Source organism: Paenibacillus sp. Y916 (genome assembly GCF_056786435.1).
Map to the genome: position 1 here is coordinate 161,471 of NZ_JBXCJA010000002.1, position 22,886 is coordinate 184,356.

23 protein-coding genes and 2 pseudogenes are annotated in these 22,886 nt (G+C 39.1%); 13 read left to right on the forward strand and 12 right to left on the reverse strand.

Features of this window, described 5'->3' with window-relative positions:
* Positions 1-87: 87 nt before the first annotated feature.
* Together AC1TO9_RS04865 and AC1TO9_RS04870 are read left to right on the forward strand one after the other, a co-directional pair.
* Positions 88-840: pseudogene (locus tag AC1TO9_RS04865) on the forward strand (IS1595 family transposase); the annotation flags it as partial.
* Positions 841-924: 84 nt separating this feature from the next.
* Positions 925-1,908, forward strand: a complete 984-nt coding sequence (locus tag AC1TO9_RS04870) for a serine hydrolase domain-containing protein (protein WP_482058824.1) — start codon at positions 925-927, stop codon at positions 1,906-1,908.
* 159 nt (positions 1,909-2,067) lie between these two features.
* Here the strand turns inward: AC1TO9_RS04870 and AC1TO9_RS04875 are convergent, their stop codons facing one another.
* On the reverse strand, positions 2,068-3,069 hold the full coding sequence (locus tag AC1TO9_RS04875; protein ID WP_482058527.1) for a leucine-rich repeat domain-containing protein: 1,002 nt from the start codon (positions 3,067-3,069) through the stop codon (positions 2,068-2,070).
* Between the two features lie 147 nt (positions 3,070-3,216).
* Here AC1TO9_RS04875 and AC1TO9_RS04880 point away from each other — a divergent pair, with 147 nt between their 5' ends.
* The 5 genes from AC1TO9_RS04880 to AC1TO9_RS04900 are packed head-to-tail and all read left to right on the forward strand — an operon-like array spanning position 3,217 to position 6,685.
* Positions 3,217-4,086: a decaprenyl-phosphate phosphoribosyltransferase gene (locus tag AC1TO9_RS04880; RefSeq protein ID WP_482058528.1), complete on the forward strand. Its 870-nt coding sequence runs from the start codon at positions 3,217-3,219 to the stop codon at positions 4,084-4,086.
* Positions 4,087-4,113: 27 nt separating this feature from the next.
* On the forward strand, positions 4,114-4,743 hold the full coding sequence (locus AC1TO9_RS04885; RefSeq protein WP_482058529.1) for an HAD family hydrolase: 630 nt from the start codon (positions 4,114-4,116) through the stop codon (positions 4,741-4,743).
* Positions 4,731-5,060 carry an EamA family transporter gene (locus AC1TO9_RS04890; protein WP_482058530.1) on the forward strand — a complete coding sequence of 110 codons (330 nt, stop codon included), beginning with the start codon at positions 4,731-4,733 and terminating at the stop codon, positions 5,058-5,060. Before AC1TO9_RS04885 ends, AC1TO9_RS04890 begins: the two co-directional genes overlap by 13 nt.
* A 22-nt stretch (positions 5,061-5,082) precedes the next feature.
* Positions 5,083-5,367: an EamA family transporter gene (locus AC1TO9_RS04895; RefSeq protein ID WP_482058531.1), complete on the forward strand. Its 285-nt coding sequence runs from the start codon at positions 5,083-5,085 to the stop codon at positions 5,365-5,367.
* A gap of 58 nt (positions 5,368-5,425) precedes the next feature.
* The gene (locus tag AC1TO9_RS04900) at positions 5,426-6,685 is read left to right on the forward strand and encodes a DUF6080 domain-containing protein (RefSeq protein ID WP_482058532.1); all 1,260 of its coding nucleotides are present in this window, start codon (positions 5,426-5,428) and stop codon (positions 6,683-6,685) included.
* A gap of 6 nt (positions 6,686-6,691) precedes the next feature.
* Here AC1TO9_RS04900 and AC1TO9_RS04905 read toward each other — a convergent pair whose 3' ends face one another.
* The 5 genes from AC1TO9_RS04905 to AC1TO9_RS04925 form a co-directional block, all read right to left on the reverse strand.
* The gene (locus AC1TO9_RS04905) at positions 6,692-7,444 is read right to left on the reverse strand and encodes an amino acid ABC transporter ATP-binding protein (RefSeq protein WP_482058533.1); all 753 of its coding nucleotides are present in this window, start codon (positions 7,442-7,444) and stop codon (positions 6,692-6,694) included.
* Between the two features lie 14 nt (positions 7,445-7,458).
* Entirely contained in the window at positions 7,459-8,127 is a 669-nt protein-coding gene (locus AC1TO9_RS04910; RefSeq protein ID WP_482058534.1) for an amino acid ABC transporter permease, read from the reverse strand.
* 52 nt (positions 8,128-8,179) lie between these two features.
* The gene (locus tag AC1TO9_RS04915; protein WP_482058535.1) at positions 8,180-8,989 is read right to left on the reverse strand and encodes an amino acid ABC transporter substrate-binding protein; all 810 of its coding nucleotides are present in this window, start codon (positions 8,987-8,989) and stop codon (positions 8,180-8,182) included.
* A 165-nt stretch (positions 8,990-9,154) separates the two neighbouring features.
* Entirely contained in the window at positions 9,155-9,832 is a 678-nt protein-coding gene (locus AC1TO9_RS04920; RefSeq protein WP_482058536.1) for a class I SAM-dependent methyltransferase, read from the reverse strand.
* Between the two features lie 117 nt (positions 9,833-9,949).
* Positions 9,950-10,423, reverse strand: coding sequence for a flavodoxin (locus tag AC1TO9_RS04925; protein WP_482058825.1), 474 nt, complete (start codon positions 10,421-10,423; stop codon positions 9,950-9,952).
* Positions 10,424-10,590: 167 nt separating this feature from the next.
* Between AC1TO9_RS04925 and AC1TO9_RS04930 the strand changes: the two genes are divergently transcribed.
* Positions 10,591-11,094 carry a DUF2062 domain-containing protein gene (locus AC1TO9_RS04930; RefSeq protein ID WP_482058537.1) on the forward strand — a complete coding sequence of 168 codons (504 nt, stop codon included), beginning with the start codon at positions 10,591-10,593 and terminating at the stop codon, positions 11,092-11,094.
* A 66-nt stretch (positions 11,095-11,160) separates the two neighbouring features.
* Here AC1TO9_RS04930 and AC1TO9_RS04935 read toward each other — a convergent pair.
* A pseudogene (locus AC1TO9_RS04935) lies at positions 11,161-12,568 on the reverse strand (RNA-guided endonuclease InsQ/TnpB family protein).
* Between the two features lie 296 nt (positions 12,569-12,864).
* Positions 12,865-13,029: an antibiotic biosynthesis monooxygenase family protein gene (locus AC1TO9_RS04940; protein ID WP_482053704.1), complete on the reverse strand. Its 165-nt coding sequence runs from the start codon at positions 13,027-13,029 to the stop codon at positions 12,865-12,867.
* A 494-nt stretch (positions 13,030-13,523) separates the two neighbouring features.
* On the opposite strand from AC1TO9_RS04940, the gene AC1TO9_RS04945 reads away from it, so the two are divergent.
* Genes AC1TO9_RS04945 through AC1TO9_RS04955 form a run of 3 tightly spaced genes read left to right on the forward strand, consistent with a single transcriptional unit; the run spans position 13,524 to position 17,244 of the window.
* Complete coding sequence (locus tag AC1TO9_RS04945; RefSeq protein ID WP_482058538.1) at positions 13,524-14,618, forward strand: endospore germination permease; 1,095 nt, start codon at positions 13,524-13,526, stop codon at positions 14,616-14,618.
* Complete coding sequence (locus AC1TO9_RS04950; RefSeq protein WP_482058539.1) at positions 14,615-16,096, forward strand: spore germination protein; 1,482 nt, start codon at positions 14,615-14,617, stop codon at positions 16,094-16,096. The genes AC1TO9_RS04945 and AC1TO9_RS04950 overlap by 4 nt, the downstream gene beginning before the upstream one ends.
* A complete protein-coding gene (locus tag AC1TO9_RS04955) occupies positions 16,096-17,244 on the forward strand; it encodes a Ger(x)C family spore germination protein (RefSeq protein WP_482054463.1) in 1,149 nt (382 codons plus the stop codon). Before AC1TO9_RS04950 ends, AC1TO9_RS04955 begins: the two co-directional genes overlap by 1 nt.
* On the opposite strand, the gene AC1TO9_RS04960 is transcribed toward AC1TO9_RS04955, so the two are convergent.
* Positions 17,245-18,438 carry a voltage-gated chloride channel family protein gene (locus tag AC1TO9_RS04960; protein WP_482058540.1) on the reverse strand — a complete coding sequence of 398 codons (1,194 nt, stop codon included), beginning with the start codon at positions 18,436-18,438 and terminating at the stop codon, positions 17,245-17,247.
* 213 nt (positions 18,439-18,651) lie between these two features.
* On the opposite strand from AC1TO9_RS04960, the gene AC1TO9_RS04965 reads away from it, so the two are divergent.
* Positions 18,652-19,350 (forward strand): DsbA family oxidoreductase, encoded by a 699-nt coding sequence (locus tag AC1TO9_RS04965; protein ID WP_482058541.1) that lies wholly within the window; start codon positions 18,652-18,654, stop codon positions 19,348-19,350.
* 67 nt (positions 19,351-19,417) lie between these two features.
* Here the strand turns inward: AC1TO9_RS04965 and AC1TO9_RS04970 are convergent, their stop codons facing one another.
* Positions 19,418-20,212, reverse strand: a complete 795-nt coding sequence (locus AC1TO9_RS04970) for a hypothetical protein (protein WP_482053709.1) — start codon at positions 20,210-20,212, stop codon at positions 19,418-19,420.
* Between the two features lie 49 nt (positions 20,213-20,261).
* Positions 20,262-21,386 (reverse strand): UDP-galactopyranose mutase, encoded by a 1,125-nt coding sequence (glf, locus tag AC1TO9_RS04975; RefSeq protein WP_482058542.1) that lies wholly within the window; start codon positions 21,384-21,386, stop codon positions 20,262-20,264.
* A 221-nt stretch (positions 21,387-21,607) separates the two neighbouring features.
* Here glf and AC1TO9_RS04980 point away from each other — a divergent pair, with 221 nt between their 5' ends.
* Positions 21,608-22,135 (forward strand): hypothetical protein, encoded by a 528-nt coding sequence (locus AC1TO9_RS04980; RefSeq protein WP_482058543.1) that lies wholly within the window; start codon positions 21,608-21,610, stop codon positions 22,133-22,135.
* Positions 22,136-22,249: 114 nt separating this feature from the next.
* On the opposite strand, the gene AC1TO9_RS04985 is transcribed toward AC1TO9_RS04980, so the two are convergent.
* Positions 22,250-22,699: a CBS domain-containing protein gene (locus tag AC1TO9_RS04985; protein ID WP_482058544.1), complete on the reverse strand. Its 450-nt coding sequence runs from the start codon at positions 22,697-22,699 to the stop codon at positions 22,250-22,252.
* Between the last annotated feature and the right edge of the window lie 187 nt (positions 22,700-22,886).

Sequence of the window (22,886 nt, forward strand, 5' to 3'; positions counted from 1 at the left end):
AGGTTACTAATATGGACACTCCAAATCTATAAGTAAGTAAGGAATAACTTCTTTTTCAGAAGCGCTATACTTTTCGCTTATACTTAAGTCCGATTGGGTAAATATCCAACAATTGTTGATGGCGAAGAAGTTAAAAAACAACGCTATCGCTGTAAAGCTTGTAAAAAGACATTTACTGACCTCACAAATACAGTTCTTTATCGAACTCGTCACCTTAATCACTGGATTAAATTTGTTGAGTGCATGATAGAAGGGTACTCCCTTCGTAAGTCCGCCGATTTAATTTGAAACGTAACTCACGTCACACTATTTTATTGGAGACACAAGCTTTTGTCCTCGTTAAAACAAATCAAAATACCAAATTTTGAAGGTATCGTTGAAATGGACGAGACCTATTTCTTGTACTCAGAAAAAGGATAAAGAAAAATCAAAGATAGAAATCCTCGCAAACGTGGTGGTTCAGCACAAAAGCGTGGTATAAGCAATGAACAAGTATGTGTATTGGTCGCGAGGGACCGTGACAAGATGACTGTTTCGCAGGTATTGGGGATGGGAAGATTAACAAAAGAACAATTGGATAAAGCTATCGGTCATAAACTTTCAAGTAAGAATATATTATGTACCGATTCTTGGCGTGCCTTTAAGATTAAGGCGTGGATACAACGATTTAACAGTGTTGCTACTAAGTATCTTAACAATTACCTTGCTTGGTATCAGGTATTAGATAGCATTCAACATCAAAGAAATGAAGTTACTATGAACGACTTGATTATTAGAGGGAATTTGATAAGAAATTCGGAAATTTATGATACAATTAGATTAACTAAATTTGTGATTTAACATTATGTCTATGGGGGTATCCAGATGGAAATTCAAAAACGAAAGGTCCAAAAAATTTTTGGAAACGTTACATAGAAAAAGCAGATACATGAATCTGTTCTTCTAGTTGAAAACTCCAATGGAGATGTTTCATATAGTTTTGGGCACGGGGGTAAGAATACAGATACACCGTTCTTAATTGCAAGTATCACAAAGCTGTTCACAACCACTTGTATTTTTATTTTGAGAGAGCAGGGAAAACTGTCATTAGATGATGAAATAACAAGATATTTAAAAAAAGACACGTTAAAGAACCTTCATGTCTACAAAGGTCGAGAGTATTCTAATAAACTTACACTCTCGAACTTATTGTTTCATACAAGTGGATTGCGGGATGTGATTGAGGAGGGTAGCAATAAGTCGAAAATACGTGCTCTTAATAAGGATGTGCAAACTGATTTTAATGAAACCATAATAAAGACGAAGGGAATCAAACCACACTTTGCACCGGATATGGGAAAAAGAGCTCATTACGCAAATATAAACTTTGAAATCCTCGGGGAAATAATTGAAATAGTTACTAATTCAACATTGGAAGAAGTGTTTAGACAATTAATTTTTGATCCTTTAGGACTCAAAAATACTTATCTTCCGGAAGATGAGGATGATTTTATCCCGTATATTTATTATAAGGACACTGCCTTTTACCTTCCAAAATCACTTTTGAGCATTCGCGCAAGTGGCGGTTGTGTCTCTACGGCTCGTGAATTAATGGTATTTATCAAGGCATTCTTTAAAGGGAAATTATTTGATAATACTGTTTTTCATGAACTAAAAGTAAACAACAGGCTGCAGGCTTCTATGCTTCCAATTCATTACGGTTCTGGATATATGAGAGTTCCACTAAATGGTTTTGCAACACTTTTTATGGGGAAAGGTGAGTTAATTGGTCATTCTGGTTCAACAGGTTCCTTTGCATTTTATTATCCCGAAAAGGACATGTTTTTTATAGGAGATGTCAACCAAATGGAAAACCCCGCGACCCCTGTACGGCTGGTGATGCAACTTGCCATGTCTATGAAATCATGAAGATTAAAGTATCTTCCACTAACGGGTGCGCTAGTAGAAGAAGACTATACTAAGAATTAGAACTTCCAGATAATCGGAAGTTCTAATCTTTTAATACATATCAACATTAAACTTTAACAGAGCCTTATTTTTAAACCTTTGCACTAACAACGACTATCCTTATGCCCATCCTGTTAGATGATCAGATAAATTCACATACTTCAAATGAGGCATACGAGATAAAAATGTAGGCTTAGTCTTAATCAGGTTATTACTCACATTCAAAAAGCGAAGCTGAGTTAAGTTTTCTAGTTCAGGAGGCAATTCTTCAATACCTGTGTAACTGATGTTTAAAGATTCTAATTGCTTCAATTGACCTAACTCAGGAGGTATACGATTTAATAACAAATCGGACTTGGCTTTTGGAGCCCATCCTGGCATTGTGCGATCTGAGCTACCGCAATATATCGTTAAATCTTTCAACTGCTGAAGATTAGCAATCTCCTTCGGAATACATTCGAGATCGGCTGTCTTAATCCGTAATTCCTCTAACGTGCGTAACTCAAAAAATGCGGGAGGAAGTCTAGTGACATCCTGTTCGAATATTTCTAAAAATTTCAATTGCTTCAATTCACGTATGCGATCCGGTATTTCCACAAGTCGATATGAAGAGATCGACAAACGGTCACTTTGATGTTTAATGGCGTCATCCAAAAAACATTCGAAATCCCGATGAGATTCTAGCTCAATGAACAATCCTGGAATAAGATCTGCCAGTTGTTCCGCTTCCTCTTCGTTCAATCGGATTCCACACATTTCTTCATGTGAAGTACAGTACAGAAAGTCCGCTCCATTCTCATCCACAAAACACAAGTCTTCAGGCATTTCCGGATGGCACCAGTCAAATAAGCCATTAACCGCCTCTTTTAACACTTTTCCTGCTTCCTTGCAACATCGATATATGTAATATGTCCCTTCAGAATAGTTAGCTCCGCTCTTTGCTTGCATTTCCTCCATACTACATTGTTCTAACAAAAATGGCTTTAATTGAAGCATGACCTCTGCGTAACTATTCCCGTCTTCAAAAGGAGCTTCAACAAGCACAAATTTAACAGTACGCTCAATGACATAATCAATGAGGCGTTCGTATGCCTCTCCCTTGGGATCAGTATAAAATCTCATTTACAACCCATCTCCTTGACATAAAATTCCTTGCATGTTATTTTGACCATATCCAATTCTAGACGACATATGGAAATAAATCACAATGTATCTTAGGTGAACCCATTCTTCTTAGCCGTTGGCTTTCATACAGAAAGAGGTAAACAATTGTATTTAACAACAAAACTTCTAATCTTTCAATTAAGACCGAAACAGTGGACGAAAAATCTACTCATTTTTGCTGCCCTTCTATTTTCTTTCGAAAAGATCAACTTCTCAGCTTTCTTGAATACGTTATTAGGATTTTTTCTGTTTAGCTTCATATCTGGATGTGTCTATATATTAAATGATTATGTAGATAGAGAGGCAGATCGAAATCATCCAACTAAGAAGAATCGACCGATGGCATCTGGGGCGCTTAACCCTTATGTGGCTTTAACATTTGGTGGGTTTCTTTTAGTTGCTTCATTAATTGTATCGTATTTTCAGAATCCACTGTTCACTGTACTGTTAATAGTCTACTTCGCATTGAATGTTGCTTATTCCTTCATTCTTAAGCATGTGGTCATTATTGATATTATGGTCATCGCTGCTGGATTCGTGCTCCGTGCCATTGCAGGCGGACTCGTTATTCATGTACCTTTTACCCCTTGGTTTTTAATTTGCACGATGCTACTTTCCTTGTTCCTGGCCATTGGTAAGAGAAGACATGAATTGTTTCTACTTGATAATGATAAAATTACACACCGGAAAGTGCTAGAAAAATATTCATTCCCGTTACTCGATCAGCTCAACAGCATCGTTACCACGGCTACTATTATCAGTTATTCCTTGTTTACCTTCACCTCAGGACGTACGATCCATTTGATGTGGACCATACCATTAGTGATTTACGGTATTTTTAGATATTTATACTTAATTCATATTGAAAATAAGGGCGGTTCTCCAGACAAAGTATTATTCGAGGATAAGCCCATTTTGGTTACCGTTATTTTGTATGTCATCAGCGTCGTATTTATTTTAGCATTGTTCGAATAAACTTTTTAAAGCATAGAGGGATTAATCATGTACACTAAAATTGCAATGTTTGATATCGACAAAACGATTATTAGTAAAGATTCGATGTTTCTGTTCGTATGGTATGGGATCAAGAAAAGACCTTTGGCATTTGTGAAGTTGTTTGAAATCGGATTAAAAACATTGTTGTACAAGCTGAGGCTTATACAAGTAGAAAAAGTTAAATCATCCTATTTTCATGCGATCTCTTTTTTGGAGGAATCCGATCTGGAACACTTTTATGATTCTGTCCTAGTACCCTATATTTATCAAGATGCCATGAAAGAATTGAAGAATAGAAAAGAAAATGGTTATCACGTGCTACTCGTGTCCGCCTCCCCACATGCTTATTTGAAGTACTTCAAGAAGTTACCTTATGTAGACGAAGTTATCGGAACCCAACTCATCCAGAATAATGGGCGTTACACACATGTAATCGAAGGTAACAACTGCAAGGGTGAAGAGAAAACGATACGTATTAGCCAGTATTTAAAAAACGCCGGACTCCAAATTGATTATGAACATTCCTGCGCGTATTCTGATTCGTTATCGGATTTACCGATGTTTCGGTTAGTAAAGAATAGATACTTGATTAACCTACATAGTCCGGACTTGGAGGTGCTTAAATGGAACAGATAGGTTATCGCCACGCTGGTAAAGTCTTGATGATCATCTCCGCATTTCTCACAGCCACAGGGCAGCTCTTTTGGAAATGGGGTCATTTCAATCTCCTATACATGGCAATCGGATTTCTTTGTTACGGATTAGGTGCTGTATTTATGCTCAAAGCTTTTTCCATGGAAAAACTGTCTGTAGCCTACCCTTTAATGTGCATTAGTTACATCTTTGCTTTGATTTACGGCCAACTGTTTCTTGGTGAAGATATTACCTTGAAGAACACATTAGCTATTGCATTATTAGGGATCGGAGTGACATTAACATCCTATGATAAATAATTGGCTTGTCGGCTTACTACTTATGATGACATTAATGGGGTCACTAGGTAGCGTTTTTTTCAAATATTTCACACTCCGAAGAAAAGTTTTCTATCTTTTAACCGGGTTTATGTTCTATGGTATCGGTGCGCTTCTCAATATTTACCTGTTAAAAGAGCTTCCCCTTACCTTTGTACTTCCGGCCAATGCCTTCACATTTATCTGGACTTTGATATTTGCCAAATGGATTTTCAAAGAAGGCATTGGGATCTATAAAATTGCCGGTGTTGCTTTTATCATTTCCGGTTTAATCTTATTGGTTTTGTGAACGGTTTGCCAAAAATAAACATGATTGGTGGAAACTCATGGTATTCTCGAGCTATTTAATGAAGAATAAGAAGGATAATTACAAAGCTTGTTGGCTGTTTATCGGTTTTCTTCTTTTTTATTTCGGTAACAATGTTCCGTTTTTGATGTATATGAAACAGAACATGGCTGATTTAGCAGGCTATAGCCCTTTTTATGGTGCACCCTTCGTATTTAACATTTTCAATTTCGATCCTTCTATGTATTACGGTTCGGGCAATTCTTCCATTATCCATCCATTGATGAACTTTTTATCCGGTCCATTATTGTATTTTTCTAAATTTTTATTCGGAAATCTATTCTTTCTAGTGATCCAATCTGTTATCAATGCGCTCAGCGTTGTCATGATTTATTATTACTTACGTAAAAGCGGCTCGGACAATGTATTGGCTGTGCTCTTTGCAACTTTTTTCGGCGTAAGTTCATACAATATTTTCACGGCCATGATTCCAGACTCTTATTCTTATGTCCAATTTATTATCATCTTGTCCGTACTGTATTTGCAATACAGCAGAGTTCTTGCCAAGACGTATGTTCTACCTAGCGCTTCATTCGCACTACTTAACTTTGCCGCAACTTCGACCAACATCGTCCCATTTATAGGAGCTTTGTTCTTTAACATGATCGACAGGCGCGATAGCAAGACGTTCAAAAAATTCATCTCTATCCTTTTAACCTTCCTGGTGCTCGTTGTCCTATTTACTTTATTGCAGTCTGTATTATTCGAAGGCCAGACATGGATTAATAACTGGATAACAGGTCTCAATAACGGTGGATTTAGCTATGCTGCCCCCTTTGTATTCAGTCAACATTGGAAAGCTATCTATATGTTAGTGATCAGTCCTATACTGTCACCCGACATGATGCTAGTTGATACGGGAATTATGGCATTCGTAACCGATCTAACGCGTCCTTATCCGTTGTATGTCACCATTATTGGTTTCACTCTTATTATTCTGGCAGTGCTTGGATTTATCAAAGGAATTAAATCTAGAGAAACATGGACGCTGGTCCCTTACATTTTCTTCGCGATTCTTCTACATATTATTGTAGGCTTCGGTCTTGCTGTGTTTAAGTTTGATTTGTACTTATATGCGGGACATTATTTATTCGTCTTTTTCCTGCTCGCTGCAAGGTTCATCATGCAGATCAATCACGTCTTTATAAGAAAAGGATTGATAGCAATTATTTTCTTATTTGTTCTTACAACACTGGGTAACAACGTCATTAAACATATTGAAACCTTGAATTATATCAAAGACATCTATTCGGGTTTATGACAGCCATTATTCCGTTTCACCGTTTAGACGGTTAAGAAATTGTAGTGCGCGGGTACTTTTAGGATGTATGAGTACATCCTGCGGAGTGCCTTTTTCTAATATAAGGCCATCATCCATCAAAATAACTTTATCCGCCACGTCAGCTGCAAATTTCATCTCATGGGTAACAATAACCATTGTCATCCCTTCTGCTGCCAACTGCTTGATGACCTTCAGTACTTCTCCGACCAGTTCAGGGTCAAGTGCGGACGTTGGCTCATCGAACAGAAGTACCTCCGGATCAACAGCCATCGCCCTAGCAATCGCTACCCGTTGCTGCTGTCCACCCGATAGTTGGTGTGGATAGAAATCCGACTTTTCAGCAAGCCCTACCTTATCTAATAGCGCCAAAGCTCGCTTCCGAGCATCCCCTTTAGATTGCTTCTGTACTGTGACCGGTCCTTCCATCACGTTACCGAGCGCCGTCATGTGTGGGAATAAATTATACGACTGAAAGACCATGCCTGTTCTTTTTCGCAGTGCCAGAACATGATGTTCCGACACTTTCTTCATATCTGTAAAGTTCATCTTCGTATCACCGAATACAATACTACCCCGATCAGGAAGTTCTAGTAGGTTGAAACAACGTAATAGCGTTGTTTTCCCTGACCCTGAAGGACCAATAATGACAAGTACCTTGCCGTGCTCAAGCTTCAGATCAATGCCCTTTAATACCGCAAGCGGACCATAAGACTTATGCAAATCAAGTATCTCAATCAAGCGGGTTCCCTCCTTTAACTTGCAGAATATCTAGCAAGCCTTCTCTCTAAGTAATTTTGAAAAGCAGACAATACGGAGCAGAATAGCAGATAGATAACAGCGACTTCGCAATACAGCAGCAGAGGTTCGTAAGTTGTAGCGACGACTTGTTGTGCAGTTCTGAACATTTCCATATAAGTAATACTTGCGGCAAGTGATGTGTCTTTAACTAGGCTGATGAAGGTGTTCGCAAGCGGTGGAACCGACACTCGTGTGGCCTGCGGCAGTATAACACGGCGCAATGCTTGACCACGAGTCATACCGACTGAGAAGGAAGCTTCCCATTGACCTTTTGGTATCGAAAGGATTGCAGCACGTAGTATTTCTGAGGAATAGGCTCCGACACTAAGCGAGAATCCAATGATGGCAGCCGTTAACGGCTCTAAAATAATTCCAATGGCAGGTAATCCATAAAAAATGATAAATAACTGTACCAATAGCGGAGTTCCCCGGATGACCCATACATAAAAACGAGCGATCAGCTTTGGAGTGGTCCATGAGGAAATTCGGACAAGTGCAGTTAATACTGCCAGCAATAATCCAATAGCAAATGAAATCAAAGTTAGCGGAATGGTAAAAGCTACCCCCGCTTTGAGCAGAGGCAGCAACGAATCGATAACTATCTGTATTTTACGCTCATCCATTCATCAGACATCCTTCTTGGACTTTTGGCAAGCTTTCATCCATAGTCCCCTGTTATTTAGAAACGTCCGCACCGAAGTATTTATTAGAAATTTGTAGATATGTTCCGTCATCCTTTATTTCGGCAAGTGCTTTGTTGACTGCTTTAATCAGCTCATCATTTCCTTTTAGGAATACCGCTGCGCTGTGTGAGCCATTCTCTATTTCGTCAACTTTTTTAATCTTCACATCCGGCTTTTGTTTCTTCAAGTCCAGATAAGATAAGCCGTCATTAATCGTTGCATCAATACGTCCTGAGGTGAGTAGGTCAACCGACTGATTGAACCCATCCGTAGCTACAATCTCCGCACCATTCTCACGAGCTATACCAGATAGATTACTTGTAAGCGATTGGCCAGATTTTTTACCCTTCAAGTCAGCAAATGACTTAATATCTTCGTTGTCTGATCGTACGACGAGCACAGCCTTAGAGACAATATAAGGGTCGGAGAAGTCATATTTGACTTTCCGTTCGTCATTGATGGATACCTCATTAAAAATAACATCAAATCTGTTAGCATCCATTCCTGCAAAAAGTCCGTCCCATTGTGCCTCAATAAACTCAGGTTGTACGTTCATACGCTTAGCTATCGCCTCTGCAATTTCTACGTCGAAACCCGTCAACTTACCATTAGCATCATGATAGGAGAAAGGTGCGTACGTCCCTTCCGTCCCAATACGAAGCTTACCGCTTTCTTTTATCCTATCGAAGCTGTTATGTTCCGTTGAATCAGAAGTCTTATTGTTATTGACATTATTCCCGCAAGCCACAACCAACACCACGATCAGTACTAGCAGAAAATTTATGTATCGTTTGTTCATCATTATCATCCTCTCCATATGTCCTAGATAAGAATTGCCGGTGAGTAAATAGGGGTTGTTCAAAAGGTCACTTCATTACACCTCTTGTTTTGTCCTTCTAGGAACAAAAATATCCCCGAACTATGATTAGATAGTTCGGGGATATAACTTAGAACAAGCAATGATTGATTATTTACGTGAGAAGAACACAGCGAATTCATTATATTCGTAAACACAATCTGCTTCTGCGAACCCAGCGTCGAGTAACCACTTTAGCTGATCTTCTACAGATGCATTTATATCTAGTTTTCTTCGTTCTATTGCGGATTCAACCACTTGAATGGATAGTCCACTCTTGCGGATCGTAGCTTCCCATTCTGCTTTATAACGATTGTCGAGATCGAAAGACGCACCCGCTGCCTGATCGGCGTTAACGAAGATTCCACCATCTGTTAAGAGGCGATATACGTTGTGAAAAAGAGTTCTTTTATCTTGATGAGATAAGTGGTGAATGGATAGCGATGAAATAACAGCGTCATACCCTTCCTCATCGAAAGAATATGTCGTATAATCTTCTGAAATATATTTCACCTTAGGATCATCTCGGAATCTGACCCGTGCCTCCTTAAGCATCTCCTCACTTAAATCTATCAATGTCAATTCTGCTTCTGGGTATTGTTGTCGAACATAAGATGCGAATAGTCCCGTTCCTGCACCTAAATCCAAGATTCTAGGAGTCTTCTTCTCAACATGAACACATCCCATAGCCACGCCATAGAAATCATCGAAACAGGGAATTAACTTCCTGCGTTGTAAGTCATAGTCCTTTGCCACTTCATCAAATTTCTTTTTAATTGAATCACTCATCTTAGAACCTCCCTTTTTCGAATAATCAGTCAAATCCCGCTTGTAGTTATCCTGTATGTTACAGTTATTTTATGACAAACGGAAATATATAAAACAGATCATTCTAATAGGTTTTCCCTATGCGGTATTCTCACAATCATTAATAACGGCCATACATGCTTCCGCAAAGCTTTTTCCAAATTCGCGACAAAGGACTTTTTCATCCGTGCTCGGACCATACTCAACCTTAAGGCTTTCCTGAAGCAACATTGCACCACAGGTTCTAAGCTTATCCTCCAATTGATCCACAGCTCCACAATAGATATCGTAACCAGTATCTCCGCTTCCGAATACGGCTGCTCGACTTCCCTGTAAGTCAACCTCATCCATTTCATCACAGAAATCTAAAAATTCATCTGGCATTTCACCATCACCCCACGTATAAGCACCTAATAAATACCCTCTATATTCAAGCAGTTGTTCCGCATGACTATTCTCAACCGTTTTCAACTCAACTTCTGCTCCTGATTCACGAATTCCATCAGCGATCAGTTCGGCCATTTCTTCCGTATTTCCTGTTAAACTTGCATAGATAACTGCAAACTTATTTATCATTAATCATCACCTCATGAGTCATTTGTTTCTTTCATTATAATTGATAATGATTATCAGTGTCAATTAAACAACGATACTTCTCCCATTATTAGGCTTCACGGTATAACTATTACCTATTTAATGATAGAATGGACAAATATTGATCTCGCCTGTAAAGGAATGTAATGATGAAATTAAATCTTCTTCGGAAATTGAAATATAACTGTTTAAAGTTGCTTCGAATCAAAAATTCAGATCATCAAGTTGTCATTGGTTTTTTAGCTGGATTCTTTCACTGCTGGTTTCCTACATTCGGTCTAGGACTGTTCCTTTCTCTTGGTCTTGCTAAATTACTACGAGGAAATCTAGTTGCAGCTATTATTGCGGGGGCTTTCGGAACGGTGATATGGCCTTTATTGTTCTATCTAAATTATATAGTCGGTACTATAGTTATGAGTTTGTTCACTTCTCCTTCGGTGCAGATTGATGAAATTATGGATACCCCGATTACGGAACTCGATTATTCTGAATCTGCCTATCATTTTAGTGAACTTGGCAACATGAGTCTTTATTTCATAGAAGGATCGATAATAAACAGTATCCTATTCTCGGTAGTGGCATATTTTATACTACGTTTTATTTTAAAGCGATACCGCAGACCCTTACTTAATTTGCTAAGAAGTACATGAATACTCCCACCACTTACCAACGCTGTCTCTTCGGCTGAAGTGGGGGTTTCTGATGTATCATCCCATTTATTTCAGGATTCTTAACACCCGTGGAGTTGACACGTTGATGGTCTGGTTACCATCCAACCCCTCTATCCCATTCGCTCCTTTGGCGGATACGTTTGGGAATACTTTTCGCATAATATTGGCTGCGCCGTTCACAGCCGTTCACATCGGCATGAATCAAGCCCTTCGTATTCTTATACAGACCGCGATACATCCGTTTACCTGAGAAGATCCATGTACCCTCTTCACCATACCTCGGCAACGGGTCTTGGTCCAGGAAGCTGGCTTTCGAGGTATACGCCTCTTCGGTCAGGATAACGACAATTCCCTTTTCTGCTGCCTTATACTTCATCATCCGGATGAGCATCTGATGGGGAATATGAGTGAAGGACTGATTGTTTCGCCGTCCGATTCCAGGAGATTGCTTCCATCCATCGTTATGACCAATGACGATCGTGCCGATGTTGTTCTTCACTGCCAACGTAATAATCTGATGACTTGCCTTGTGGAACAAGTCTTTGATCCTACGGTGGCGCTTCAAATGGAGCCGTTCTAAGCGTCTAGACGTATGCGCTCCTTCTCGCGGTTCCTTGCCTTGGCGAAGAATGCCAGTATAGTGCGCTTTCATCTTGTTGTAATACTGATTGATCGATTTAACAATCTTGCCCTTCACGATGATCGGTTTCGCTCCGGTGGTCGTGACGATGGTTGCAAGATTGACGACGCCAAGATCAATCGCCAGCACATGTTCTTGTACCGCTTCTTTCTGTTGGATCGGATAAGTGAAGATCAATTCAATCACGTATTGCCCATGCCTTGGAACGACACGCACTTGCATCAGTTGTCCGTCGGTATAACCCAGCTTACCGATGTTCAGTTGCAGCTTGGTCTTTGGAAACTTGAGAAATTTTCGTTCTTTGATCACACAGTCCTGATTGGAGAACGTGACTTCCTTTACTTTATTCCGAGCGTATCCCGGAATATTAGGCTTGCCATTGTACTTCTCAGGATGTTGGCGGTAGTCCTTGATGCTGGCAAAGAAGGCTTTCCAATTGTGGAACACTACTTTCATGATTCCCTGACTACACTGCGTCGGGAGCGCTCGATAATCGATTTGATTCATCACTTTGAACAAAGCGTCCAAGAAATTGTAATGAATAAAGGGACTCTCTTGCGAGGGTAGCTTGAACGGATGGGAACGGTTTTTTTCACTTCGTCGTTTGTTCATGACGTCAATATGCGATGCCAGCGTGTCGAGAACTTCCTGTTGCAACGGCTGTAGTGGCTCATTCTTCCCAAAGGCGGTAATAATCTGTCGGATGTAAAAGTTGGTCGTGTTATACAAGTTCTTAGCATCCTGACATGCTTGATCGAGGTGTGCAAACAAGCGATGTCCCGGCTTAATCCACACTTGATGAGTTCTGTACATTGACTTTGAATCTGACAAAACTTCACCCCCTTCCAACTTGTATAATGCGAATATATGTTCTATTCTTATTATACCTTTTAAGATTTAGGAAAGGAAGAACATCTTGTGGGAGTTCTCTCGGCGAAAATTGATAGAAATGACTGTTGATGATCTACAAACGGGTAAGTACACAATGAACCTATTATCCAATATTTCCATGGACGATAAACCAAAGTCCCGTGTTCGCATTTCACTTATGCCAACACGGGTCTTTCTATTCTTCACTTTACTAGACATATAAGATCTCTTACTGATTATTAAATGCTTCCCCCACGCTTGATCTTCTTGGTCTCATACATACCCACTGTTGTGCTTATGATATACTCAGGCGTAACATTCCCTCTCTTTTGGCGATGACCTTGGATATGAACATCACTTTTCTCCCAATTCTTCCATGCTTCCTCCGATTCCCAGCGAATCATGATCATAACCTCTTCATTTTCTTTACTTATTTTTTCACGAGAATACTAATATCTATTAGCCCATCCATACCTTCTACTGGACTTTCTTGGCTAAATTTTTAAACAACCTTCTCTGCATTACCCATCTCTACCACAATCGTTCTAGTCTGAATAAGCAAATGAATCCCTCCAAAATTTTAATTTATTCATTATATGAGGTTGTTCAAATCGTCATACATCAAAATTGAATTGAGCATCATGTAATCTACTATACGTACCCCCAGCGACTACTAAATCGTTGCGACTACCCCAATAGGAAACAGCCACTTGTATGGCTGATAATATAAAAAAATCAACGTAACACTGAATATCTCCTTTCTAGATGCATGATATTGATAATCATTATCGTAACTATCTATATTAAATCCAAATTGTCCAATCCTTCACATATTAATTAAAATTACGGGTATGCTACACAGCAGGAATAAGATGCTATGTATGAAGGGGATACAGAAGTGAATTCTTCAATCGGTAAAATAAGTTTTTTACAAGTAGCTATGATCCTGTTGTTAATGAATGGACTGATGACCCACGTCATTATCAATCCTATGCTCTTAGATGCATCAGGAAGAGATGCATGGATCACTGTGTTACTGTCCTCGCTTGTTTGTCTACCTTGGTGTGCAATTATTGTCATTATTATGAAGAAATCAGGACAACAGAAATTACTTCCATGGCTTATTGAACGTACAAATCCGATTATAGCTTGGATCATCATCATTCCAGTCTGTATACAACTATACTTGATTGGCGGAGCTACGATATTCCATACCGTCACATGGATTTTTCTTGGTTATTTACCTGCTACACCAAGACTTGTACTCATTGTTCCATTAGTACTTACTTGCTTTTACTGTGCTAAATTAGGAATCCAGACGATTGCCATAGGAGCCGGAATTTTACTGCCATTTGTCATGGCTCTCGGGATATTCGTATCCGTAGCAAATACATCTCAGATAAACTACGCATTATTAAGACCTTTCGTAGAACATGGTTGGGGACCTGTATTCGAAGGGTTCGTGTATATGGGAGGGGCATTCACAGAATTAATTGTCCTCATCGTGTTACAACATCATTTAAAAACAAAGATACGTTTCTGGCAGCTCATCATACTCGGAGTTTTCCTTCTAGGCATAACCCTTGGACCAATCGTTGGAGCCATCACTGAATTCGGACCTATTGAGGCAGCCAAACAATTCGTATCACCTTACGAGCAATGGCGTCTCGTCAAGCTAGGTGAGTATATCGAACATGTAGACTTCCTTTCCATATTCCAATGGTTAGCGGGTGCCACTATTCGAATTAGTCTTGTACAATTTCTACTGTCTGATCTACTTCCCTTTACAAATCAGGTCATGCGGACTCGTTTCCTTCTTCTCATTGCGACAAGCTATATACTACTAAGCCTCTTACCCATCAATCAGGAAACATTTTATCAATGGAGCTTTAAAGTATATGTTCCTGTTTCCTTATGGATAAATGTGATTCTTTCAATTATATGGCTCTATATTGCGTTATTTACTAAACCACCAAAGGGGGAAGTGAATTGAATTTCTCTAAGGAAGATGCAGAATTGAATTGGACTGAACAGAAAATAAGAGATTTATTTGAGAAATCAAAAGATATCATCATCTTTACACATCAATTTGATGAGTCCGAATCATCTACTGTAGTATTGATATATAGTGAAGGCACGGTAGAATCTAGTCTTATTAGCCGTACTGTCCTGCCAGAACTACAATCGTTGTATCGAGTAAATAATGAGTTTGTTATTCATAAAGGTAAAATGTTTGGAGAGCTACAACTTGAACCACTAGAGAAAAATGTCTCTGAGGAAATCCTCTGTGAGTTATTATTTGAAGGAAATCTGATGATTCTAATTCCGCATATTCATTCTTTCTTCACTTTCAATATGAGTCAACTTCCACAAAGATCTCCTGAGGAATCAAGCACAGAAATATCCATTAAAGGTCCTAAAGATGGTTTTGTAGAAAGCATCGTTGTCAACGTTGCCCTTATTCGCAAACGAATACGGAGTAAGTCACTTTGTTACGAGAGTTATATTCTGGGAACAAGAACTAAGACCAAAGTTGGTTTACTGTATTTCGATGATATTATCTCTCCCAAGATTCTGAAGGAAGTCAAACAACGATTAGACAATATTGATGTCGATGGAATATATAGTATTGGTCAGCTTGAAGAAATGCTATCTGATTCCAAGTATTCTCTCTTTCCATTACTTGACTTTACCGGTCGTCCAGATTTCACAGTAAATTGCTTACTAAACGGAAGATTTGTCATTGTTATTGATGGCAGTCCTATGGTGTTAATTGGACCGGGAACATTCACATTGTTATTGAAATCACCAGAAGATATCCATTTCAATTTTTATTATGTTTCTTTTGTTCGGATCATCCGTGCGGTTAGTTTCTTCTTGTCAATTCTACTTCCAGGGTTTTGGATAGCTTTAACTGGATTACATCAGGATCAGATTCCTTTCTATCTTATGGCTACCGTAGCCACCGCAAGGTTAGGAATTCCATTCCCTGCCCCCTTAGAAATGTTCCTACTTATTATTCTGCTCGAGATCTTTCGCGAAGCAGGCGTCCGTTTACCTAGTTCAATTGGACAGACCCTGACTGTCATTGGAGGGCTAATTATTGGTGATGCTTCTATTCGAGCTGGTCTAGTGTCACCATCTGTCGTTGTTGTTGGGGCGATTACAGCGGTGTCAGGTGTAACATTAGTTAATCAAACTTTAAGTTCCATGGTTAGCATTGTGCGATTAGCATTATTCTTTTTATCAGCTTTATTAGGTTTATATGGACTAATGTTAGGCTCTATCCTTCTTGTTATTTACATGTCTAGGTTACAGAGCTTCGGAGTGCCATACTTGTCTCCTCTTTCACCACCCATTTATAAAGATATGATAAGTACCCTCTTTCGTTTGCCTTGGATTAAAACAAAAAATAGACCCAGTGATTTACACACAATTGACTCTGATCATCAAGGGGAAGATCCCACATGATGTATTGTAGAAGGATTATATCGTCGCTTATGCTAATGGCATTGTTATCAGGATGCTGGAATACCAAGGAAATCCAAAATATGATCTATGTTACCGCGATTGGTTATGACTATGTTGATGGGAAGTACATCTCCTATGTGCAAGCTCTTAATTTCAGCAATGTTGCCAAGACGGAAGGAGCAGAACTAGGTAAGAATATACCTACTTGGATTGGAAAGGGTGAAGGAGAGACCGTCATAGAATCCTTAATCTCACTCTATCAAACATCACAGAAAAGATTGTACTGGGGTCATGTCAAGGCCATTATCTTCTCGGAGAATTTATTGAAACACGGTATTCAAGGTGTCGAGGATTCTTTGCTCCGCTATCGAGAATTCAGGTATACCGTTCTGGTATACGGTACAAAAGAGCCTTTACACAATATCCTAACCCAGAAATCAATTCTTAACCTCTCTCCCATCGAGACGATCATGAGTACTCCCAATGATGTCTACACCCAACGGTCATATATTAAGCCCATCTATATTAATGAATTGCTTGCTAATCTGCACGAACCGGCTCTATCTACAAAGCTACCATCCCTTTCTATTGATACAGGTACATGGCATGAAGATAATGCTAAAAAATCGTTACTGAAAATTAACGGAGCTTATTTCCTGAAAAATTATAAATTTACCGGTTGGCTGTCTGAGGATGATCTTCAAGGATCACGTTGGATACAAAGGAAACTCGTAAGAACACCCATTACCATTCCTGACGAAGGCATTCCAACTGCAACGATCCTATTACGCAAACCTCATTTCACTATTACCCCAGAGATTGTAGGTAATGAAGTTAAATACAATATTAAAATTACAGCGCAAGCTCTTATCGAAGAAATGCAAGAACCATTTACCGAAAATACTGTTGAGAAAGAAGTGGAAAAGGCGATTGTATCAGAAATAAAGAACACCTATAAAAAGGGTGTAGAGCAAAAATGTGATGTTTTAAGATTGGAAGAGTCGCTTTTTCGTTCTAATCCTCGAAAGTTTCATGAAATATATCCACATTTGGATAATACCTTCTTGTTAACAGAAGATACTCTCCAAACGATCGATGTTAAAGTCCATTTACTCTATGCCGGGCTATATAAGCAAAGGCCTCGTTAGTCACTTTCCTTTCATTTGGGAAGTATATATCCCTGAATTTCCGGAGAATATGTAACTTACCAAGCACGCGATAAACATAAATAGGGCACCCTCAGCACCAAATAACTCAATCCCCATTAGAAAACAAGCAAGAGGGGTATTCGTTGCACCACCAAATACAGCAATGAATCCTAATGCAGCTAGAAAAGGCGCATATAGTTGAAGCACCCCAGCTAACGAATTCCCAAGTGTGGCACCCATGGCGAATAACGGTGTCACTTCACCACCTTGGAATCCTGCTCCCAGAGTAACCGATGTGAAGATCAGTTTCCCCAGGAATGCGAACGGATGAACGTCCCCCTCGAAAGATTGAGAAATTAATGGGACTCCTAACCCTAAGTAATCTCGGGATCCAACTACATATACCATGAGGATAATGATGATCCCTCCAACAGCAGTTTTAATCATCGGATTATGAAAGATGGATGCAAAGGTTTTTTTGAAGAAATGCGTTAACTCGCTGAAGAACATGCTCGTTAAGCCAAAACAAATTGATGCAACAATAACTTTCAGTAATACTATAAATGTAATTGAAGGAACAGTCCCCATTTGGAATTGAACATGTGTAACGCCCCATAAATTCATCGCAACCCAATTTCCAGTAAAACTTGCTATGAAACAAGGTATTAACGCATCATATCTCATCTTACCTAGAACGATTACCTCTAGTGCGAAGACGGCTCCCGCTACCGGTGTTCCGAATATCGATCCAAAGCCTCCACTAATCCCACACATCAACAGAATTTGGCGGTCTACGGGTCCAACCTTTAGCCATCTGCCGAATTGCTCTGCCAGACTCCCCCCCATCTGAACCGCTGTACCTTCTCGTCCTGCCGAACCACCCAGTAGATGGGTTACTAATGTCCCCAATAAAACTAACGGAGTCAATCTTAAAGGAACAGGCTCATATCCCCTCCCTTGGATTTGTTCAATGATCAGATTGTTGCCTTTAGCACTATTCTTACCGTATGTATAATACAGGTAACTTACGAAAGCTCCACCCAATGGTAATAAGAATAGCAACCATGGATTCGTTAACCTGACGTCAGTTACATAATCAAGACTCATCAGAAATATCGCTGAAGCACTTCCTGTTAATAAGCCAACAACGCTACCAAAGAAGATCCATTTCAATAAAAATCGTAACCATGACATCTGGATAAATCTGTTCGAGCTATTTAACACCATCTTCCGCATCCCATCCACTTTAATAAACCCACTTTCTCACGCGCAAATAACCTCCATTTCCGAAATAGTAGATCATATGCAATAGCTTGTCAATGTTATTTAACCAGATCTGACTAAAGCTTGATTTCTTGATCTGTAATCATTATGATGATAGTTAGAAAGTATAGAGGAGGTTACATTATGACAATGAAAGTAGAATTCTGGTCTGATATTGCATGTCCATGGTGTTATATAGGAAAAAGAAGGTTTGAGAAAGCATTATCTCAATTCGAACATCGTGATGAGATCGAGGTCATCTGGCGTAGTTTCGAGCTTGATCCATCCACACCACGTCAAGGTAAGGATCTTATTGACTCCTTATCTAAGAAGATGGGTAGATCAGTAGATGAAGTGAAACAAATGATGGCTCAAATTACAACGCTAGCTGCGAAAGATGGACTTGAGTATCGATTTGATCTTATGAAATCTAGTAACACGTTTGATGCCCATCGACTAATCCACTATGCTGCCGCTCAAGGGCTTGTGGAAGAAGTTAGTGAGCAACTGTATCATGCCTATTTCACTGAAGGTTTGCTAGTTAGTGACATCGATGCTCTTCTTCAAGTGGCTGTGAAGGCTGGTCTCAAGGAGACTGAAACTCGACAAATCTTAGAGAGCGACAAGTATTCTGAAGAAGTTCGCTCCGATGAGAGTCGTGCACAATCTCTACAAGTGAGTGGTGTTCCATTTGTACTTGCTAATGAAAAATTTGCAATATCTGGAGCACAATCAACTGAAGTATTCCTTGATGCCCTTCGTCAAGCTTGGATTGATGCTCACCCGATTACCGTTGTAGGCGGTGCTGGAGATAGCTGTGATGATGGGAATTGTCTTATATAACATCAAGATAAATATCAAAAGAACTCCACATATGCGAAGTAACGTCTCGCAAATGCGGAGTTTCCAATTATTTTGCGTTTTTCATAACCCAATCGCGGACACGATCGCTTTTAACCGGATGAACAAACATAACCCCCCCTTTTTTCAGCGCCTTTTTTACATCTTTCTTACTAAGCATAGGTTTCCATCGATTATATTGTTTGAAAGATATGGGATATGTGCGTGCTTTAGCACCACATTTCTTTGCTAATGTTGGAAAGATCATCTCGCCCAATGACTCTACCGGACTTTTGGCTAATAGTTTTTCTAATTTCTCTCCATCAACTATCTTCAGGATCTTCTGGATTATTGTATAACTATAAGTTTGAAATGGGTTCGATGTTTTGCAAAAATAACTTTCTTTAAAATATTCCTTCCACCGCTTCCAATCCTTAAACATCGACTTCGTTCCCGGAGATCTTGGGTAATCTTTTTTAGGATTATATTTTCTCCAATGCTGCCCCATAAAATCGTACCCTTTCATTTTTTTATAAATATATTTACTAAACCCATCTTTTACAAACATCGTATCTGATTCCAAGTAGACTAGATAGTCATAAGAAATATTCATAATCTTCAGCCATCTGGTGACATCATATAATACTCTTCCGGTTTTTCTGTTTTTTAATGGACTGCTATAAGGACATAGCTTTACTTCGTTATACTTTAGACAGACCTCTTTGCCGAATTCTTTGTTCGGGCCCCCATTATATAATACAATAAAGTAGTCTCCTCTAATAAAACGACGAATATTTTCTATTTGATCCATCACAGCCTTCTCATTTTCATGTGCTACCAATGAAAAACAGATCATGAGTTTCATCCTCCTAATTAACCTTTTTGTTAACAAACATTATCATGAAGTCATGAGATTAAATGCTCTTGTCTGCTATTTGTTTATACAGTGTTAACGCCCGTGCTACAGCCTGATCCATATTGTAGTATTTATAATCTGCCAGCCGCCCTGCAAAAAGAACTTTATCTTTGATTTGTTCCGCTTCCTTTACATATTCGCCATAGAGCTGACGGTTCTCCGCGCGCGGAATGGGGTAGTAGGGTTCGTTATTCTGGTTGTCTTCCATCGGATAAACAGTGGTGATTGTTGTATGCGGCGCGATTTGACCAGTGAGGTGCTTTGTTTCAAGAATGCGTGTAAATTCATACTCATTCGTGTAATTGATTGTTCCAGCCTCCTGATAATATTCTTGATTTAATGTCTCGAACTCGAAGCGAAGACTACGATAAGGGAGGCGCCCATGCTTGTAATTAAAGAAAGCATCTATAGGTCCCGTATAGATCATGCGCTTAAACTTAATATCTTCTATGACTGCACGATAGTCCGTGTTCAAGAGAACGCTAATATTAGGATTCTTTAGCATTCGACTAAAGAGATCTGCGTAGCTGTGCTTCGGAATGCCTTGATAGGTGTCTTGGAAATAGCGATTGTCCCTGCTAATATAAACCGGGACTCGCGCAGTAACTGAAGAATCCAACTCATCCGGCTTCAACTGCCAATGTTTAAGGGTATAGTGATAAAATACTTTTTTATAAATATATTCAGCCAAGAAGATGAGGTCTCCGCTTGCGCTTTCCCGAAGTTTTAGTATGGGTACCTTCACGCCGTAACCGTAATGTTGGATAAGCAAATCTTCAAGCTTTTCCGCGTACTTTTGAGGGAAAAGAGCATAGATAGAATTTAGATTAAATGGAACAGGGACTTTCTTGCCATCCACTACGGCTAACACATGATGAAAATAAGGTCTCCACTCCGTAAATTTCGAAAGATAGTTCCATACCATAGAGGAGTTGGTGTGAAATGTGTGTGAACCGTATTTGTGGATCAAAATGCCGTCCTGATTATAGCAGTCGTAAGAGTTACCCCCGATATGATCTCTCTGCTCTACCAATAATACTTTTTGATTCAGTTCAGAAGCGATCCTCTCCGCCAAAGTAGCTCCTGTAAATCCAGCACCGACAATCACCCAATCTACTTTCACGTATATCACTCCTCTATATCAATGTACAATTTAATATATTCAAAATAATATAAGAGGTGCTGTGCAACAGTTTGTTTTTACATAACTATTTAATATCTAATTCGCTTACAAAATGGTTGGAGTCATGAAGTTGGATAAAACCATTGTCCATAGGATTCACAACGTGTCCTCGCCTGAATATGATAATATTAATAGTTTATTTTTCAGAAAGGATGGTAGTAATGAGTGAGAATTATATAAAAACAAGGGATCTGGATACAATTGTGAAGTGGATTAAAAAAGTAGAGAAAATGGATGCTTATCAGAAGCAATTCAGTATTACTCAAGCCTCGCGTAAATTAAAGCTATCCTATAAAGTAATTGGGACAGGAAGAAGCAGGATTGTATTTGACCTAAAAAACGGCTTTGTATTGAAAATTGGCTATTCGATAAAGGGTATAAAAGATAATGCATCGGAAGCTTTATTATATGAATCCTCAATACCGACGATAAAAAGTTATCTTTCTAAAGTGGTAGACCATGGTCATGGCTGGTGCGTAATGGAGAAGATTAATTTGTCAGTAGTTTCTGATACTAAAAAAAACAGGGGTTTAGTTCACCAATTGCGAGATGAATTTTTAAGAGAGGGAATAGCACCAAATGATTTAACTAACAGAAGAAATGATGAACCGAGGTGGAAAAACTTCAACATCGATAATAATGGTCGAATTGTTGTTATTGATTATGCAAACTTTAAAAATAGTATGTAACTCCATCAGGGAAAGGGGCATCTATTATCTTAACTAGAAACACAACAAAAAAACTGTCCGTGATGAGACAGCCCTGACCCTTGCCCTATAGGTGTAAAATATAGTTTTAATAGATTAGAGGCTCAGTAAATCTGATACTTTAAGGACACCACTAAGTTTTCCTTGCTTTGTCATCATGAGATATTCCCCAAGCCTATGTTCCTGACGTCTATCTAACTCCTCACGTATGGATTGAACATGAGTTCCCTCCTCTACTATGAGTGGGTTCCGATCCATCAGCTTGGTTACAGGTTCCATATACAAACTATCCATTCCCATAGGACCGATTAATCGCAAATAAAATTTACTGCAGTTCACAAGTCCTACAGGTTGATCTTCTTCGTTACAGACCACGATGCATTCCGCTTCTGGATGAGCGAATAAAACGCGTAATGTATCTTTACATTTCTGATTCGTGTAAACATGGGGATTATCTTGAATGAACTTGGAGAGTTGAGAAAGGGAGAGGCTTTGATCATCCTTAATCACTAACTGTGGACTTTTATAAAGAACAATGGCTGTCATGGTGAATCACCCTTTCCTTTTTATGCTTACAGCTCTATATTAAACTTGAATTATCAAATCTAATACTAGTAATGATTAACTCAATATTAAATTTATTCTCCAGAGATACTGAGCAATTGAACTAAAACCTACAATAATCAACTGAGTATGTCCGGATCATCATAGAAATTGCACACCGAAGAAGCTA